General features: G+C 36.9%; 17 protein-coding genes. 13 read left to right on the top strand and 4 right to left on the bottom strand.

The features are described 5' to 3' along the window. The first annotated feature begins 21 nt into the window (after positions 1–21). The 4 genes from CLV96_RS09910 to CLV96_RS09895 are packed head-to-tail and all read left to right on the top strand — an operon-like array spanning position 22 to position 3,046. Positions 22–681, top strand: coding sequence for a SanA/YdcF family protein (locus tag CLV96_RS09910; protein ID WP_004786922.1), 660 nt, complete (start codon positions 22–24; stop codon positions 679–681). Next, positions 678–1,724, top strand: a complete 1,047-nt coding sequence (locus CLV96_RS09905) for a hypothetical protein (RefSeq protein WP_004786792.1) — start codon at positions 678–680, stop codon at positions 1,722–1,724. Before CLV96_RS09910 ends, CLV96_RS09905 begins: the two co-directional genes overlap by 4 nt. 25 nt (positions 1,725–1,749) lie before the next feature. Beyond that, positions 1,750–2,478 (top strand): hypothetical protein, encoded by a 729-nt coding sequence (locus CLV96_RS09900; protein ID WP_040917239.1) that lies wholly within the window; start codon positions 1,750–1,752, stop codon positions 2,476–2,478. Between the two features lie 22 nt (positions 2,479–2,500). Then, entirely contained in the window at positions 2,501–3,046 is a 546-nt protein-coding gene (locus CLV96_RS09895; RefSeq protein WP_004787049.1) for a YceI family protein, read from the top strand. Between the two features lie 41 nt (positions 3,047–3,087). Here the strand turns inward: CLV96_RS09895 and CLV96_RS09890 are convergent, their stop codons facing one another. After that, a complete protein-coding gene (locus tag CLV96_RS09890; protein ID WP_004786435.1) occupies positions 3,088–3,960 on the bottom strand; it encodes a J domain-containing protein in 873 nt (290 codons plus the stop codon). Between the two features lie 81 nt (positions 3,961–4,041). Here CLV96_RS09890 and CLV96_RS09885 point away from each other — a divergent pair, with 81 nt between their 5' ends. Genes CLV96_RS09885 through CLV96_RS09870 form a run of 4 tightly spaced genes read left to right on the top strand, consistent with a single transcriptional unit; the run spans position 4,042 to position 8,040 of the window. Continuing rightward, positions 4,042–5,757 carry an acyl-CoA dehydrogenase family protein gene (locus CLV96_RS09885; RefSeq protein WP_004786399.1) on the top strand — a complete coding sequence of 572 codons (1,716 nt, stop codon included), beginning with the start codon at positions 4,042–4,044 and terminating at the stop codon, positions 5,755–5,757. 5 nt (positions 5,758–5,762) lie between these two features. Beyond that, positions 5,763–6,671: an AEC family transporter gene (locus CLV96_RS09880; RefSeq protein ID WP_004785424.1), complete on the top strand. Its 909-nt coding sequence runs from the start codon at positions 5,763–5,765 to the stop codon at positions 6,669–6,671. Continuing rightward, positions 6,668–7,561 (top strand): DMT family transporter, encoded by an 894-nt coding sequence (locus CLV96_RS09875; protein WP_004784544.1) that lies wholly within the window; start codon positions 6,668–6,670, stop codon positions 7,559–7,561. Before CLV96_RS09880 ends, CLV96_RS09875 begins: the two co-directional genes overlap by 4 nt. Further along, on the top strand, positions 7,558–8,040 hold the full coding sequence (locus tag CLV96_RS09870) for a DUF4442 domain-containing protein (RefSeq protein ID WP_004787528.1): 483 nt from the start codon (positions 7,558–7,560) through the stop codon (positions 8,038–8,040). Before CLV96_RS09875 ends, CLV96_RS09870 begins: the two co-directional genes overlap by 4 nt. Positions 8,041–8,083: 43 nt before the next feature. On the opposite strand, the gene CLV96_RS09865 is transcribed toward CLV96_RS09870, so the two are convergent. Next, positions 8,084–10,504 carry a 1-acyl-sn-glycerol-3-phosphate acyltransferase gene (locus CLV96_RS09865; protein ID WP_040917240.1) on the bottom strand — a complete coding sequence of 807 codons (2,421 nt, stop codon included), beginning with the start codon at positions 10,502–10,504 and terminating at the stop codon, positions 8,084–8,086. Positions 10,505–10,611: 107 nt separating this feature from the next. Here CLV96_RS09865 and CLV96_RS09860 point away from each other — a divergent pair, with 107 nt between their 5' ends. The 5 genes from CLV96_RS09860 (at position 10,612) to CLV96_RS09840 (ending at position 16,007) form a co-directional block, all read left to right on the top strand. After that, positions 10,612–11,997 carry an SLC13 family permease gene (locus CLV96_RS09860; RefSeq protein ID WP_004785518.1) on the top strand — a complete coding sequence of 462 codons (1,386 nt, stop codon included), beginning with the start codon at positions 10,612–10,614 and terminating at the stop codon, positions 11,995–11,997. A 48-nt stretch (positions 11,998–12,045) separates the two neighbouring features. Next, a complete protein-coding gene (locus CLV96_RS09855; protein ID WP_196795718.1) occupies positions 12,046–12,618 on the top strand; it encodes a hypothetical protein in 573 nt (190 codons plus the stop codon). 8 nt (positions 12,619–12,626) lie between these two features. Continuing rightward, positions 12,627–13,469 (top strand): CAP domain-containing protein, encoded by an 843-nt coding sequence (locus CLV96_RS09850; protein WP_004785802.1) that lies wholly within the window; start codon positions 12,627–12,629, stop codon positions 13,467–13,469. 113 nt (positions 13,470–13,582) lie between these two features. Continuing rightward, positions 13,583–15,619 (top strand): PAS domain-containing sensor histidine kinase, encoded by a 2,037-nt coding sequence (locus CLV96_RS09845; RefSeq protein ID WP_004786977.1) that lies wholly within the window; start codon positions 13,583–13,585, stop codon positions 15,617–15,619. Beyond that, positions 15,612–16,007: a response regulator gene (locus CLV96_RS09840; RefSeq protein ID WP_004786371.1), complete on the top strand. Its 396-nt coding sequence runs from the start codon at positions 15,612–15,614 to the stop codon at positions 16,005–16,007. Before CLV96_RS09845 ends, CLV96_RS09840 begins: the two co-directional genes overlap by 8 nt. An 83-nt stretch (positions 16,008–16,090) precedes the next feature. Here the strand turns inward: CLV96_RS09840 and CLV96_RS09835 are convergent, their stop codons facing one another. Both CLV96_RS09835 and ftsH read right to left on the bottom strand, forming a co-directional pair. Further along, entirely contained in the window at positions 16,091–16,549 is a 459-nt protein-coding gene (locus CLV96_RS09835; RefSeq protein WP_004784897.1) for an EVE domain-containing protein, read from the bottom strand. An 8-nt stretch (positions 16,550–16,557) separates the two neighbouring features. After that, positions 16,558–18,510: an ATP-dependent zinc metalloprotease FtsH gene (gene ftsH, locus CLV96_RS09830; protein ID WP_004787365.1), complete on the bottom strand. Its 1,953-nt coding sequence runs from the start codon at positions 18,508–18,510 to the stop codon at positions 16,558–16,560. Between the last annotated feature and the right edge of the window lie 26 nt (positions 18,511–18,536).

The raw sequence follows: 18,536 nt of genomic DNA, 5'->3' as shown, positions 1-18,536 counted from the left end.
TGGAAATCCCTATTTCTTGGAATGATTCTCGTTTTTGGATTCTTGAGTTTTGTCGCATTGGCAACGAATCTCAGGTTTTGGTACGTATACCAAACTTCGGTTCATTCTGACTTGCCAATGGAAATCCCTGAAGCAGAAGTCGCAATTGTTCCCGGTGCAGCTGTTTATGGAAAAACGCCCTCACCGATTCTTATGGATCGTTTGGCTTGCGGTTTGGATTTATATGCCACTGGACGCGTGAAAAAAATCTTACTTTCTGGAGACAATGGTAAGTCGGATTACAACGAACTTCGACCTATGTTAGAATTTATGCTGAACCACAAAGTAAAACCAGAAGACATTTTTGTGGATCATGCTGGATTTCGAACACTTGATACACTCATTCGTGCAAAAGAAGTTTTTCTTGTGAAAAAAGCTATCTTCGTAAGCCAGTCTTTCTTTTTACCAAGAGCCATTTATTTAGGAAAAGAGTTAGAACTTGAGTTATACGGTTTTGAATGTAATTTAAGAACTTATAAAAAAGAAACGTATTATTCTTTTAGAGAGTTTTCAGCAAGGGTTCTTGCTTGGTGGGATATCCAGTGGGATACTCCGCCAAAATATTTAGGGAAACCTTATCCCATTGAAGGAAGTGGCGTTTCCACTTGGAAAGGTTCTATTCCTATTTCTTCACATAAATGAAGTTAACTGCAAAAAAAAATAAATCGAAAGTTTATGCTTTTATTACGGTTCTGCTTTCGGTTTTTATTTTTAAGTCGTTACCAGGTAAATTGTTTTTTTCTTCATTTGAAGCTAAGGTTTTTAATTCAGGATTTTATCCATTGAGTTTAAATCCAATCAGTTCTGCCACTCCCTGGGATCAATTTTTGACTCCTTGGTTTCTTTGGGCTACTGGCCTAGTTGTAAGACCAGAGGATATCGTTTCCATTTTGGATTTTATTAACATTCTTTCTGGTATCTCCATTGTTGGTTTTGTTTCTTTTCGATATCATTGGACCTTTGGATTTGGTTTAGCTTTAGTCGTTGCCTCAAGTCCATTATATTTAATCTTTAAAACTTGGATTGGATTTTCAGATCCCATTACTTTTTTACTGATTTGTTTTTATATGATTACGCTCATAAGTGAAATTTCTTCCAAATGGAAATCGGTTCTTTTGACTCTCATTTTATTTTTAGGATTTTCAAATCATTGTTTTCAATTTATCGTTTTGACTTTTTTCGTTAACTTTGTTTTGTTTTTGGAAGATCGTTCCAGATGGAAAATAACTTCCATCACCTTTGCTTTGTCTGGGATTTTATATGTTTGTTTATTGGTGTATCTTTTTTCAAATACAGATATGACTTGGAACCAAACACGGGTTTCTGTTTTTTCCAATATGATTGGCAAAGAATTCATTCGTATGAATGTTTCAGAGCCAATTTTGGGAACACTTGGACTTTTTCATGGATTGTGGCCACTTCTTTTGTATTTAATGTACAAAAGACCATTTTCCATTTTAGTATTTATTTTTTGTTATCTTGTATCTATGTTAACATATGATACGAATCGAGTGTTTGCCATTCTTTCGACTCCTGTTTTGATTTTGTATTCGATTGAATTTTGGAAAGTTTCTAAGTTTTGGGAACGGTATTTTTGGATTAGTTTAGCGATACTTTCTCCAGTAGTCGTAACTTTGTATCCACTGTATTATAAATGGGACGGTCGGATTATTTATTTACATTAGAATATCTTGTGTTATTCTCTAGTGCATGAGAATAAGTGTTATTTTGTTTATAGGTATTTTTTCCTTTTCAACAACATTTGCACAATCGATTCCCTTACTCCAAAATAACGATAAACCGCGAGCCACCAAAGAATCCCTCAAAAAAAGAAGAAACCTATTGGAATGGCATCAAATTGCAGGTTTAACAACTTTAGCACTTTGGTTGGCTACCAACTTAGAAGGTGACAAAGCATCTGAAACTTTGTATAGAAAATCAGACCAGTATGCACAGAGTTTATTACTCGCAAATCCACAGTATGCAACAAATGATCCAATGTATTTGATTGCAATGAGTCCTTTAAATCGGCATAGTATTGCCGCCGATTATTTTTTGCTAAAAGATCCGACAAGTAACGCAGGATTGTATTTGGCATTAAAAGCAAATGAAGAATGGGAAACAAGGCACTCTGCTGCCATGCATAAAAATTTAGCCATGGCGACGTTTAGTATGTATGTGATTACCGCGAGTCTTGCCTTTTTTTCTCCATCTAAAATTGAATCGGAATCAGAGAATGAAGAAGATGGACCAAGAATATATAGTCCTATTTTGGCCCACAAGGTAATGATTCCCATTCATTTAGCATCAATGCTTTTATTACCTGGTTTAGGTGCCCGAATTGAAAGAGAGGGTCCTCGGGCAGCTCATCAAATGGAACAAGTAGGTTGGACAGGATTTGGTGCTATGTCGATAGCTTTACTCGTCATTACATTTTAAATTTAAGGAAAGGTTCGATTTGATGAGAAAGATAATTGTTTCGTTGTTGGTTTTGTTTTTTGGGGCAAATGTTTATGCAGTGGAAGTCACTAAAAAGAATATCGAGTTCTTTGTGGAACATACTACAAAAAATGTAACAGGTGTTTGTAACGAAATTCAAATGGACACTCCCAATGTCCAAGTTTCGGGAAATAATTATATTTTAAAATCTCCTTTTGAAATTAAAATTCCGCTTTTAAAAATTGTTTCTGGGGATACAAATCGTGATTCCCATATTCAGGAAATCCTGGGATATCCAGATACACCAAACATTCTTGTCAAAATTGAATCGGTACAACCCGGAAAAGATCAAATCCATATAATTAAAGGCAAATTAACCATTCACGGAAATACAAAAGATTTTTCTACTGATGCATTGGTAAAACAGGAGAATTCCAATTCCATTCAAGTCGATGGATCTCTTGTCGTTAAGTTTTCTGAATATGAATTAGAAAATCCCTCTCTACTTTTTATGAAAGCAAAAGATGAGATTCGGGTGAAGTATCATTTTCAAATTCAGTTGAAGTAAAGGCGGAGCAAATCAGCTAAAGAAGAAAAAAAATTGAATTGTTAGGTTCCTAACAGTTCGACCAAACGATTGTATTTTAAGATGATTCGTTTGGTCATCTCTTCCCCTTTTTTATTGATATCGGGATGGTATTTTTTTAAGAGTTCTTTGAATTTCCTTTTTACATCAGTCATGCCGGCACCCGGTTCTAAGTCAAAAAAAGCAAGTAAGTCTTTGACTTCATCAGAAACTGTTTTTACAATCTTCTTCTTTTTCTTTTTGGTTTCTCGAAATCTACCGTATAACTCGTAATAGGTTCTGTCTCTGAATTCGCGAGTGATATCTCGGAAATTAAGAATTTTTGTGGGAATCAGACTTTTTAAATATTCATATAAAAACTCTTCCGCCCCAAACTCTGGATGGATTTCGAATTTTTCTAAAAATTGATGGATGGAACGTCTCACAAAAAAATCAATTTCGAATTTATCCATCAGATAGGAATCAACTGCATCATCATAATCCACAGTGGCAGCTGTCAGAAGTAACAAAAGTTCCCTATCTAATTTATGGTTGGCGATTGTTTTTTGGATCAGAGATTTATAAGATTCGCGAAGTTCATATAACGGACGTTCACTAAAAAAAATTCCACCTTTTAGGAACTCTTCTGCGACTTCATCTAATTCCAAACTCCAGGCGAGAAAATCAATCAGTAGATCACCATCTACTTCATGGAATCCACCGGAAAGTGTCATTTGTGGTTTTGCAGCTTTGAATTGATAAACCTTGCGAAGGCAATCTTCTTTTCTGATTTCTAAAAGTTCAGAAAGTCGGTCGTAGGACAAAAACCACAACATGGACTCAGAAACGTTCTGGAGTTCGAATATCACATCGTGCAGAATTTGTTTGGATTTCTTCGCTTCTACTCTTTGGACCATACAGAATCGACTCTAGAACCAATTTCAAACCGGGGCGACTTTTTTGCTAGTGAATCCTATTCCTTTTTTTGAACTGGAAGAATGAGCCACCATATTTCAGAACATCCTTCCTTACAACCATTCGATATTTCCGAATACAAGGGAGTTCGAGGAAAAAACTTTTACGAAATAGACCCCGCCTTACAAAGAGTGGTCCATCGGTATTCTGAATCTTTTGCACCGGATCATAAAAAAGCAATGGAAGAACATATCCGAAAGTATGGGGAACTCGTAGGTGGGATTTTGGATGAACTCACAGAAGAGTGCCATAAAGAAGGAAAGTATGGTGAAGTTGTTAAGTTTGACAGGACCGGAAAACGAATCGATTTTATCAAATATTCTGAAGAACAAAAATTAGCACGAAAAATTTCTTATGATCACGGTGTTGTCAATTTAGACTTTCATCCTGAATGGAAATATGATTTTACACATATTCATCGTTATGCGCTTGCCTATTTGATGAATATGAATGGAGAAGGTGGTGTTGCTTGTCCTTTGGCAATGACAGATGGAATCATCTTAGCACTCAAAAAAATTGGAACAGACGAACAAAAGAAAAAATACCTACCACTTGTTGCAGGGAAGGGAAGTTCTTCTCATTTTATGGCTGGGCAATATGTAACCGAAAGGGTAGGTGGAAGTAATGTTTCTGCCAATCGTACCATTGCAAAAAAGCTTCCAAACGGCAAATGGGAGTTAACCGGTGAAAAATGGTTTTGTTCCAACCCTGGTGATCTTTGGGTCACAACGGCAAAGATGGAAGGAACGAATACCGTCGGTATGTTTCTTGTTCCGAGGATCAAAGAAAATGGGGACCTCAATGGACATCATATCCTGCGTAAAAAAGATATCATTGGTTCTCGCGGAAAACTCACTGTAGAAATTATTTATGACAAAGTAGAAGCAGAAGAGTTTGGTCGTCCCGGTCATGGACTTGTCAACCTTATTCGTTACATCATCAAAACCTCTCGTTTGCATGTGGGACTTGGTTCTAGTGGGAACGCGCGAAGATCTGTGATGGAAGCTTCTGAATATGCAAAATTTAGAACGGCTTACGGGAAAAAGATTTTAGAATTTCCTTCTTTTACAAAGACCTTAGCGGAAATGCAAATTTTACAAACAGGAAATTGTTTTGTGAACTTTCGCTCAGCAAATTTATCAGAAAAAGACCATGATGCCGCAGAGATCACAGTTCCACTTTTGAAATATAAATCTTCATCCCAAGCAAGTTTTATCACACAAAAAGCGATCCTAACTCTGGGTGGAAATGGAATTATTGGAGATTTTTCTCCACTCCCACGTTTACATAATGATTCGATCATCAATGAAACTTGGGAAGGGACACATCTCATCATTGCAGATCATTGTTTGCATGCCTTACAAAAACCAAAAGTATATACAGCTTTCCAGTCTTTGTTAGATGAACTAACGAAGTCTGCTGATAACCATCGCGAATTAAAAAATGCATTCAGTATATTCCAAACCAAACGAAAAGAATTGGAACACTGCATTAAAAACGAATCTAAGGATTGGAAAGATATGAATCGGGTTTATATCGCCGATGTAACATATCAAGTTTTCCTACTTGCTGAGTTTTTAGAACAGGCGGCTTATGATATCGCAAAAAAATTACCGACAAAATATTTATATTTTGCAAATGGTTATGCAGAGATGGTGCGAGATGGGTTGGAAGCACCTAGACAAAAAGATGGAGTTTTCTTTGATCCTAAAGCCATGGAGACTTTTCTTTCCTTCTAAGTAGTATGGAAAATTTTTTACTACTAGGAATTTGTTTTGGATTGGGGTTGTTTTTTCGAAGGCTTCCTCAGTTTCCAGAATCCACTCCGAAGGTGTTAAATGGCTTTATTCTTTTTGTTTCTTTGCCATCTCTTGTGCTCTATCATCTCCATGAGTTAAAAGTAGATGCAACTTCTCTTTTGCCTTCGTCTATGCCTTGGGTAATCTTTGGGATCGCTATTGTATTTTTTCTTGGATTGTACAAACTAAAGTTTTTAAAATTTCATACAGCCGTCTGTTTGGTGTTAACGGCTGGGCTTGGGAATACATCATTTGTTGGATTTCCGTTACTCGAAACTTATTTAGGTAAAAGTTCACTTGGGTATGGAATTTTGGCAGACCAACTAGGAACCTTTATGGTTTTAAGTTTTCCGGGAATCATTTTGGCCTCGATTGCCATGGATGGGAAATGGGACTTTACCACTCTTGTGAAACGTGTTTTAGGATTTGCACCCATCTATGCATTGTTTGTTGCTCTTCTCTCAAGGCAATTTGTATACCCTGATGCTCTCAAACTCGTTTTAATTCGTTTGGGCGATACTCTTACTCCACTTGCCTTGGTTTCTGTCGGCTATATGTTGGACATGCGAACCATTGCAGGGCATGGAAAGGTTTTGGCACTGGGTCTTGGATTTAAACTCATCCTTGCACCAATCTTTGTGTATTGGATTTATTCCCCGCTAAAAGAGGACTCTTTGCTTTTCCAAACTATTGTTTTGGAATCTGCAATGGCGCCAATGGTCACCTCCACAGTCATCACAATTGAAAAAAATATTTCTCCCCATTTAGCAAGCCTTATGTTGGGAATTGGAATTCCTATTTCCTTTGGCACCACATACGTTCTCAACTTTTTGTTGAAAGGAAACTATATTTGAACCTAAAATTTTTGCTCTTACTTGTTCTCGCAATGGTCTCTTGGGGGATTTCTTGGCCCATTGGTAAAATGATCGCAGGCACGGTTCCCATTTCCGTTTTAGTGTTTTGGAGATTTTTTGCTACCTTCCTTTCTGTGATTCCTCTTCTTCTTGTGATGAAAATTCCTTTTTTACTCAAAACAGGAAAGGACTATTGGAATGTTCTCATTGGTGGAATCATTTATACCTTTTATAATCAGTTCTTTTTTATGGGATTAAAAAACGGACTTCCTGGAGCTGGTGGAGTTCTTGTTACTACTCTCAACCCCATCGTTACTTTTTTTATTGTTGTACTTGTGCAGAAAAAAAGAATTTCCAAACGCCAAGTGATTGGTTTGTTTTTTGGATTTATTGGTGGACTTGTGATTTTACAAGTTTGGAAAATCAGTATCGATTATTTATTGTTATCTGGTAACCTATTCTTTTTGTTATGTTCTTTTGTTTGGGCAATTCTTTCTCTCAATAGCCAAAAGACAGGAAAATCGATGTCTCCGGTGACTTATAGCCTTTATGTCTATGCAGTAGGTTCTGTCATTGAACTTCTATTTTGTTTTAATGATCCTAGCTTTTGGAAAGTTTGGGAAGAAGGGTTTTCTTTCTGGGCCTCCATTTTTTACTTAACAGTAATCTCAACTACTTTTGATACTACAGTTTATTTTTATGCAGCAACCCGACTTGGATCTGAGATTGCGAGTAGTTTTATCTTTATTGTCCCTCTTTCTGCCTATTTGAGTAGTTATTTGATTTTAGATGAAGTGGTACAAATTCCAGTAATCATTGGAGGAGCTTTGGCAATCCTTGCGGTGTATTTAATTAATTCGAAACAAAAGAGGAAGGAACCAAATCTTTGAAAAACATTACATCTTGGAAAAAAAGATTCAAAATTTGGTTATATAACTTTTATCCACCGTATGTTGGGGCTGGGATTCGCATCAAAGAAATTGCACCTGATTTTTCTTATTTTCGTTCTGAAATGAATTTAAGATTCTATAATAAGAATTATGTGGGAGTTCATTTTGGTGGTTCTTTATACTCTATGTGTGATCCATTTTTTATGTTAATCCTTTTGGAAAGGTTGGGTTCCGATTATATTGTTTGGGACAAAGCTGGAAATATGACGTTTGTCAAACCAGGAATGGGGAAGGTCATTGCCGAATTTCGAATCACCGATTCCGAAATCCAAAAGATCAAAGAGGAAATCGAAGTGAAGAAAAAAGGTGATTATCTTTTTACAACAGATGTCAAAAACGAAGCGGGTGAAGTGATCGCAAAATTGGAAAAAACAGTTTATATTCGCAAACGGGGAAGGCTCCCCGTTCAGAATGGATAAAGATAAAAATAAAAATCTCTGATTCTTTTTTTATCCTACTGTATTAGTATTTTTTATCTTCGTCTTCTGGAATCATATTCGCATAATACAAAATTAATGCATCATTTTTGGAATGAACCACTCGATTGGATTCTTCAATCATCTTTCTTTTTTCCAAAATCCTTTTTCCTTTTTCCCAAACTTCCTCGGGATCTTTGATGAGATAGTTTCCATCATGGCGGGAAATAAAATCTTCAACTAACATTGTACTCTGTGAAACTTCAATGGAGAAATCATTCTCTGCTAAAATTTTAGCAACAATTTGATTTGGCAAAATTTTATGATATTGTTTCCAACCTTTGGTGATGCGGTAACTGAGCTCCAAAGTCGGATCTTCTGTATGTGCATATTCTGAGATAGGGATTGGATCACAAAATTCTACATAAACATTGGAACGTTTTGCAAGAAATCCTGCCATTCCCAATTCTTCTGGCATATTGCAGAATTGATTATCTTCTGGAACGGTCTCGTAAGATACAGAGATAGGAACAATGACTATCTCTGTTCCTGAACTACGGAATGCATTCACTGCTGTTGTGAGTAATCCCGTTTTGACTGGAACAATTCCACCAGTTCTTGAACGAGTACCTTCTGGATAAACAAGGGATGGAATTCCTTGTTCTAACATGACTTGTGAATAGAGAGTGAGGCATTCCAGATACAAACTGTTTCTCGTTCTTTCACGATCCACTGCATAGGCACCAAGTGACTTTAACATCCATTCCCAAAAAGGATTCGACATTAAGTTGATACCTGCCGCATAACGAGGAACAGGTAGTCCTAAGTGAAATAAGGAATAAGCAACTTCTACTGAATCTAAGTGAGATCTATGAGTGGGGGCATACAATAAATTGTATTTAGAAGATAATGCCTTCACCACTTCTGTTTTCCCACCAACATGAGGGATCATCGATCCTTTTAAAAAACCGCCAGAGAAAAGTCGAATGGGAGCTACAAACCTGAGGACAGATTCTCGAACCGTAGGACTATAGTTGTCTGCAATTTCCGTTACATAAAATCGAACGAGTTCTTTAACAAGTGTGTTCTCTTCGTCTTTTTGACAATTTTGGAACCGTTGCCAAATTTCAAGTTCTGATTCAAACTTAACCTCATCCAGTTTTTGTTTTTTACGAGTGGCTTTGGTGAGTCTTTTTTGAGTAGATTCAATGACTGCAGAAGATTGTTTTTTAACACGAGCAACAGTTCCAGGAACATTGCTGATATGTTTGATGATCCGATCCACAAGCAAATTCTGGAAATCAATTCCTGATGTTAAGTTGAGTCCGACTTTCTTTTGAACTACTAGTGGGATGTTTTTTGATTCTGTTTTTTTACCACAAATCAAATCAATCAAGGAGTCAGGAGGTTGTTTCCTAGTCAGAACATCAAATAAAGTTCTGTGTAGAGTAAATGGGAGACGAATCTCATTGGCAAGTTCAATGAGTATGCTGAGAGCATAAGTTCCTTCTACGTTATCATGCCACTTGGTTGATTCTCGTTCTATAAATGATCTTGGTGCGAAAAAAATCTCAATTCGATCTTTGATGCTTAGCTTCTCTCCACCTGACAATAGTTCTCCGACAATTTTCTGTCCAAATCCTCTGTTTCTACTTTTGTTACTAGTTGCAGTTGTGATAAAGTCGGCAAGACCTGATCTTCCCATTACCGTATCGGGTCTTGCACCATAACGCATCGCAAGGTCTCTCACTTCTTGAAAACCTACAGATAAAATTTCACCAAGTAAGTTTGCTCCATAACGGGGAAGAAGAGAAACAATCCCACTGGCAATGGCCATTGGGTTTTTGGCCACTCCCACAATTTCCATTCCCACAACATCATCGGTAACAGAAGTATTGATAAAATTAGAAGAAAGAACCTCAGCAAGAAACGCAGAGGTTTCTTTTTCATAAGATCCAATGTTAAAAAAGCTAAATTTCTCATCTAAAATTTCCCCGAGTAGGGAAGGACCGTTGACTACAGCTACCGATGAGTTAGAAAAATTTCTTTCTTTTAAATAATTTTGTAAATACTGCGAATAAGTGATGAATCCTGTTTTTTTTCTGTTTTTAGAATCCAAAATTCCTTTTGTTAAAAAAGAAAAAACATAACTATTGGTGGGTTCCAAAACTTCCAAAAGAGCATGGACACTGTCCAAAAAGGAGCGGGAAGGTACAGCCACATGAAAAATCCAATCATCTCGTCCAAAAGAGTCCAAACTGGATACAATGTCGATATGATCTGGGAGATCTATTGTTTTTCCCATAATTTCTGTTTGGCGACGTTTTTTGAGAACCTCTACCAATTCTTTGTCAGGAATCCAGAGAGTGATGGGATCGAACTTCTGTGCTAGTACGGAAGCGATGATAATACCCATTGGGCCGCTTCCCAGAACTGCTTGTTTTAAGTCGTTATAGGCTATTTGCATAAAAAATTAACAATACGAATCGTGGGGAAATCTCACTTTATTTGTTTGCTTGAAACGATTCGAGTCTATCGAAAAAGTATCAGGAGAGTGTAAATCGTCAAGTCACAATGATTCGAGCTGGTATTGTATTTTCAAGTCTTGCCGTCATCCCGGCCCTATTTGGATGGTATCAAATTTGGCTCGGTCTGACTGGCCCTCAAGAGATCAATTTGGCAATTGCTCTGGTTGTTTCCTTTCTTTGGGTGACAGAACTTTTTCCACTCTATGTTACGGGTTTTTTAGTTTTATTTTTAGAATTAGTTTGGTTGCTTCCCACTTGGGGTCCTGGTGCTCCAAAAACGATTACTTTTCTATCTTGTTATTTTTCAGAGACCATTTTACTCTTCTTAGGCGGATTTGTAATTTCTTCTGCCATCACATCTTACGGATTGGATTCCGCCATTGCTAGATTTGTGATCCAAAAAACAAAAGGGTCAGCATTTTTTCTCGTTCTCTCCTTAGGTTTTGCTACTGCTTCTTTATCATGCTTTATGAACAATACCGCGACAGCGGCCATGATGCTTGGACTCGTATCTTCAATGATGAAATCTCTAGAGGAAAACAATCCTTTGCGAAAATCTCTCCTTTTTATTGTCCCTTTTTCAGCAAACTTAGGAGGGATTGGAACACCTGTGGGAACACTTCCCAATGTGATTGGAATTGGGTATTTACAGGAACGTGGATTAGAGATTGGATTTTTGAACTGGATGGGATTTGCTTTTCCTGTATTCATCCTTTCTGTTTTAGCGTTAACAATTCTACTGTACATTGTGTACTTAAAAAAAGACAAATTGGGTAATGCTATTTTTTCCATTCAAGTTTCCGATCCAGATTATTCTCTTTCAAAACGAGATCGTTCAATCGCTTTGGGAATCATTTCCATTACGATTTTAGGTTGGATTTCTTCTGACTGGCACGGAATTTCCAACGGGACCGTTGCCTTATTTCCTGTGATTGTTTTTTTTGGATTTCGACTTTTAGATTTAAAAGAATTCCGAAACCTTTCTTGGGAAGTTTTGATTTTGATGGGAGGTGGAATTGCTCTTGGGAAGGCATTCGAAGAAACAGGCCTCGCAAAACATTTTGTCGAATTGTTTATGTTAGGTGATTCTGGCCAATTGTCGTTATTTTTATTTTTTTCTCTGCTTTCCCTCGGACTTTCTTGTTTTTTGAGTAACACCAGTGTAGCCAATCTCATCTTACCCATCACGATGGGCTTGCCCACAGATCTCATTTTGCCTGCAGCCATCGGTGCTACCATTGGAGCTTCCCTTGCCATGCCTCTTCCAGTTTCGACTCCTCCAAATGCATTGGCTTTCAGTTATGGTGGAATCAGAAGTTTAGAGATGTTGAAGGTAGGTGGAATCATATCCATCATTGCTTGGACCTTATTTGTAACAGTTGGTGGCTTTATTTTACATACACTGGGGATTGTCGATTTTTCTAAGTTTTAAAAAAAAGACTTTTCCTCTCCTCATCGTCCATTACTCTACTTTCGAATTATGCGAAAGTTTAGGTCTCAGATACTATTTTCTCTTTTTGTCACATTATTTCTTACTTCTTGTTACAATTACATGAGCGAAGACGTTCCGATCATTGCAAGGCCAGATTTCAAACAACAAATTGCAATCCTTACCATCAAAGTTTCCACTCCCGAAAACGATAAAACCAAACGAGAAATTACGTCTATATATACTAAGTATTTGATGGAAACTGGATATTTCGGTCGCGTTTTATCTGACGGTGTTCGGGCAAACCATCATATTGATTTGTATACTAGTGAAGTGAATGAATATGAACATTTTTGGGTTTCTTCTATCTCCACCTTGTTTATGTTAGGTACTGCTGGACTTTTACCTTCTATTTATTCAAAGGAAAGGGTTTTACATGCAGATTTTTACCTGAATGAAAAACTCATTGGTCGTGAAAAATACCGACAAAAACATTCTACACTGTTTGGAATTCCTTTTATGTTTATTTGGGAAACTGGAATCAAAGAAGCGAAAACAATTCATTTCAGCAAAGAAAAGAATCTGATCCACAATGTGGTGCAAGATTATAATCGTTACCTATAGGAGATTTTATGAACTTTTTTACAAACTCAATCCTTCCAACAACTCGTGTTAAAACTTTAACCATTTTGGTTATATTAAGTACGTTTGCCTTTGTTTGCAAAACTCCGGAAGTCAAAAAGGCTCCAGTTGTTGAAGTGAAAAAGCCAGAACCAGTAGAAAAAGTAGTCGAAGCCCAAGATCCCAATTTAGCTTTCTTAGAGAGTATCGAAGATGGTAGAGAATTACCAGATTCGGACAAATGGAAAGTTGAACAGTATGATGTTTTCACTGAAGAAACTTTTCCTTCCTACGCTCCTGCAAATGCTAATATAGATTTTACGAAAGTTGATTATCCTTTGTTAAATGCTGCTATTTTTTATGTTACTTCCAAAGAAAGAAAATCACTTGGTCTCCGTCCTTTTAAATATTCGGAAAAATGCGAACAAGCTGCTTTTGGACATGCCCAAGATATGGTCACATATGATTTTTATTCTCATACAAGTACGGTAAACGGAAAAGAAACTCTTCGTGATCGTTTGGATTTAGTAGGAATTTCTGATACGTATTCTGCTGAAAACATTATCAACGCTTTTGGAATCCAATACCAAGGTGGACGAGCTGTATTTACTCCAACTCAAAATGGTGGTCCATTTTTTAGTTATACGAAAGCAGGAACACCAATTCCCAATCATACTTATTTGAGTTTGGCAAAAGCAGTAGTTGAAATTTGGTTTAACTCACCAGGACATAGAAAAAACATCCTTAATCCAGAATTTACTTATATGGGTGCGGGAACATCCTTTTACAAAGATAAAAAGTTCTATGATATAGATAAGGTAAAGGCTGTTCAAGTATTCACGGCCAAACCTTAGAATACACTTTCCTCAATCGTATTAAAAAACTTAAGATACAAAAAAAAGACATCCAATAGAGTAAAGAAAATGGACCTACAGTTCCGTGGGTCCAAAATAAGGAAGAAGTCTTTTTGGATCTAAGCGAATTTAATTTTTTGGCCAAACTCCTGGCCCAACAATTTGAATCTAAAATTTCGCTGATTGTCTCTTTTGACAAAGAAGAAATTCGTTTCAACGTTAGTTATGGAATTTCCTCGAACCAATCGTACGACTTAGCTGTTTTTTCCTCCGAAATTTTGAAATCTTCAAAAGACATCCTTGTAATAGAAGATTACCTTCAAAAACAAAATGTAGGACAACTTCCGTATCCCAAATTAGAGTTCAACTTAACTTTTTTTGTTGGAATTCCATTCTTTCAAGAAGATGGATCTCTATTGGGTTTTATTTCTCTTTTAGATGATAAAGTAAAACAAATCAATGCAAAACAAATAGAGTTTCTTCGAGAAGTAACCAAAAGAGTGATAAAGTTACTCACAGAAAAGAGTGATTCAGAATCGTTACAATCAAATGAATTAATTCTTTTGGGGCATACTTCAAATGAAAGTCCTATATCATTGTTTGGATCAGAACAGGCAATTAATGAAATCAAAAGGATAGAAAAGGCCCTTCGCGTGAGTGAGGATGCGTTTCGAGAAAATTTTGACAACGCTGCCATTGGAATGGCGTTACTCGACGAAACGGGAAGATGGCTGAAGGTAAATAAGAGGGTTTGTGATATCTTGGGATATTCTGAGTCAGAATTTATGAACCTTACGTTTCAAGATATAACTCATCCCGAAGATTTAAACGCAGATTTAACATATCTTGAAGAACTTGTCTCTGAAAAAAGAAAGTTTTATCAAATGGAGAAACGCTACTTTCAGAAAAGTGGGAACATCGTTTACGCTATTTTGGCAGTTTCCATGGTGAAAAATGAAGATGGAAAAGTTCTTTATTTTATTTCTCAAATAATAGATATCACTGAGCAAAAGTTAGTCGAAAAAGAGCTTAAATTAGCATTAGCAAAAAATCAAGCAATTCTAGATTCAAGTACATTGGTTTCCATTATTAGCACTGATACGGAAGGTATTATCACTGAGTTTAATCACGGTGCTGAAAAAATGTTGGGTTATACCTCGGAAGAATTAATTGGAAAGTTTACTCCAAAAATTTTTCATATTGAAAGCGAAATAGAAGAAAGGGCCAAACAACTATCTAAGGAATATAATCGAACCTTTGAAGGATTCGAAATACTTACGTATAATGCAAAAATTGGAAAACCAAATACATTGGAATGGACGCATAAAAGAAAAGATGGGTCCACTTTTACTGTACTTTTATCAATTACTGCTGTAAAACAGAATGAAAGAATATCAGGTTATCTTGGAGTCGCTGTTGATATTTCAGAACTCAAAAAAGCTGAAGCTGAAATTCAATCATTACTCGATATCACTAATGAACAGAACCATCGATTGAAAAACTTTACGAGTATCGTTTCTCATAATTTACGATCTCATAGTTTTGGAATTAGTGGAATGATGGAGATTCTACAAAATTCCTTTCCTGATTACTTTCAAAACGAAATGATGCAGCTATTATTTGGAGCTACCGAAAATTTAAAACGTACAATAGAAGATCTTACGGCCGTGATAAAGGTAAACTTAGCCCAAGAAAATTATGAATTTGTTGATATCGGTGTAATGGTTCAAAAAAATATTGAAAGTTTGGCTTTACAAATTTTAGAATCGAAGTTAAAAATTGAAGTCAATTTTACGGATCAATTATTGGTTCGGGGAATTCCTGCTTATTTAGATAGCATTGTGCTAAATTTGATTACCAATGCAATCAAGTACAAATCGAACGATCGCAATAGTTATTTGAAAATATCGAGTTTCTTAAAAGAAAAAATGATAGCGATTCAGTTTGAAGATAATGGCCAAGGAATTGATCTAAAGAGACACGGTGATAAATTATTTGGAATGTACAAAACATTTCATGAAAACAAAGAAGCCAGGGGAGTTGGATTATTTATTTCAAAAAACCAAATAGAAACCATGGGAGGAAAAATAGAGGTTGAAAGTACAGTAGGAGTTGGTACAAAATTCACTGTATTTTTACCCTATGAATGAAATCAATTTAGCCTGTGTTGTGGAAGATGATCCTGTTCATCTTTTTTTGACAAAACAAGTCATAACCCTTTCCGGTATGGTAAAACATACAGTAGTTTGTCCAAATGGGAAAGATGCATATGACATGCTTGTCTCTCGAATTTCTAGTTCAGAAACTTTGCCTGATTTGATTTTATTAGATTTGAATATGCCGGTTTGGGATGGCTGGCAGTTTTTAGATGAAATCTCTGCTCTTTCGTTGGATCAAAAAATAACCATTTATATTGTCACAAGTTCTTCTGATGAGGATGATTTAAGAAGAGCAGAAAAATACAATCTCAGCAATAATTACATCATAAAACCTATTACTTTAGAGAAACTAAAAGAAATCATCTACGCAATGAACTAAAGTTCGCAAGATATAAGTTGAGAGTGAGTTGAATTAAGGCCATTCAAGGAATAGTTTTTATTTGAAACGTAGAAACGTGATACTTACTTCGAAGACATTTTGATAACAATATCAAATTCTTTCTTTGTCACCGGTTGGATGGACAACCGAGATCCTTTTTGTGTCACCACCATTTTCTCTAGTCCCTTCATGTTACGAAGTGTATCCAAAGGAATTAACTCTTTAAATTTGGTATGAGGTTTTAAGTGCACGCCGTACCATCTTGGTTCTGTTCCTTTTAGTTTTGGATCAAAGTATTTATGGTTCGGGTCAAATTGATAAGGATCAGGTGTTGCTTCTTTTGCTACTTCTGCAATTCCTACAATCCCTGGTGGATCAAGTCTGCTATGATAGAATAAAACTAAGTCACCTAACTTGACTTCGTCTCGAAGGTAATTACGAGCTTGGTAGTTTCTGACACCTTCCCAATACGAGAGTTTTTCTCGTATTAGGTCGTCGATAGAAAATACATCTGGTTCTGTTTTAAAGAGCCAATATTTCATTGAGTTTTCTATGCAGAATAAGCTGGTTTAGTTGCCGAAGTTCCTTTTCCTTTTTTAGATCCGATTCCCGATTTGGAATCAGAGAATTTATCAAAGGAAGGTTGGACAATGTTTGTCAGTTCTTCAGCATCAATGGTTTCTTTCGCAAGAAGTGCTTTGGCAATCGCATCCAATTTCTTTTGGTTTTTTTTCACCAAATCACGACCTTTATCGAGACAAGTTTGGATGATGCGTTTGACTTCTTGGTCGATCATTGCTGCAAATTCTTCCGAGTAAGGTTTACTAGTATGTCCATAATCTCTTCCCATAAATGGAGAAGTTTCCCCAGATCCGTAATGGATAGTTCCGAGTTTTTCAGACATTCCCCATTCACAAACCATACGACGAGCAATGTTGGTTGCTTGTTGGATGTCATTAGAAGATCCATTCGAAGGATCACCAAAGATAAGTTCCTCGGCAATGTATCCACCCATAGACATTACAATCCGATCCAAACAATAGTTTTTACGATAAGAATGTCTGTCTTCCACAGGAAGGGATTGAGTGAGCCCTAGGGCTCTACCACGCGGAATGATGGTTACTTTATGAACTGGTTCCGTATACGGCAGTAAGGTGCCAAGCAGTGCATGTCCTGCTTCATGGTAAGCTGTCATTTCTTTCTCTTTGTCAGAGATGAACATGGATTTACGTTCTGGACCCATCATGACCTTATCACGTGCTTCTTCCAATTCTTCTTGGGTCACACGTTTTTTGTTACGACGTGCTGCAAGAAGGGCTGCTTCGTTGATGAGGTTGGCGAGATCAGCCCCCGTAAATCCAGGAGTACCACGTGCAATGGAGTTCAAAGAAATATCAGATACGAGTGGAACTTTTTTAGCATGGACTGCTAAAATCTCTTCACGACCTTTAAGGTCAGGAAGGTCCACAATCACTTGTCTGTCAAAACGACCTGGACGAAGGAGGGCTGGGTCAAGGACATCAGCACGGTTTGTTGCCGCCATCACAATGACACCTTCGTTCATTTCAAATCCGTCCATCTCGACTAACATCTGATTGAGGGTCTGTTCTCTTTCGTCATGTCCACCACCGAGTCCCGCACCGCGGAGGCGACCGACAGCATCAATCTCATCAATAAAGATGATACAAGGAGCGTTCTTCTTTCCTTGGTCAAATAGATCACGTACTCGTGATGCTCCCACACCCACAAACATCTCTACGAAGTCTGAACCAGAGATGGAGAAAAATGGAACTCCCGCTTCACCAGCAACTGCTTTTGCAAGTAGGGTTTTACCGGTTCCTGGAGGACCCACAAGAAGAACTCCTTTCGGAATTCTTGCACCAATGGCTTGGAATTTTTTTGGATCTTTTAAGAATTCAATGATTTCGAGTAATTCAACTTTTGCTTCTTCACATCCAGCAACATCGTTAAATGTTACCTTAACTTTTGGATCCACATTCATCTTGGCACGAGACTTTCCAAAGGTAAATGCTTTGTTACCAGATGCTTGGAGTTGGCGCATCATAATGAACCAAATGATACCAAGAGCGAATAACCAAGGAATGATGCCAGAAACAACACTCCAGAACTTATTTTCTTCTGTAGATTTAGCAGTAAAACTGAGGCGTGATTTACGAAGTTTTGTCACCAAATCATCGTTCACTTGTGCTACATTGGTTTTGAAGAGTTTTGGTTTGTTGTCCTTACTATTTTCAGGAATGTACCAACCTTCAATGAGCTCACGATCAATGATGATTTGTTGTTTTGCGGATGTTTCCTTTCCGTCTTTGGAGGTAATTTTCCCAATTGGCTTTTTGCCTTCAATGGGTTCTACCATATTTAAAAAATCGGAATAACTGATTTCGTCGGGTTTACCGGCGAAGTCCTGACCTTTATAAACCGTTGCCAAAATGACAAGGAATACGAGTAAAAATAGAAATACGGTTTTGATGTTTTTATTCATGTAAAGACTTCTCGATGATTAGACTG

The sequence above is a fragment of the Leptospira meyeri genome, assembly GCF_004368965.1.
GTDB classification, from domain to species: Bacteria; Spirochaetota; Leptospiria; order Leptospirales; family Leptospiraceae; genus Leptospira_A; species Leptospira_A meyeri.
The sequence above is the reverse complement of the archived record's forward strand: the minus strand, read 5'-3'. Positions and strand labels throughout refer to the sequence as shown.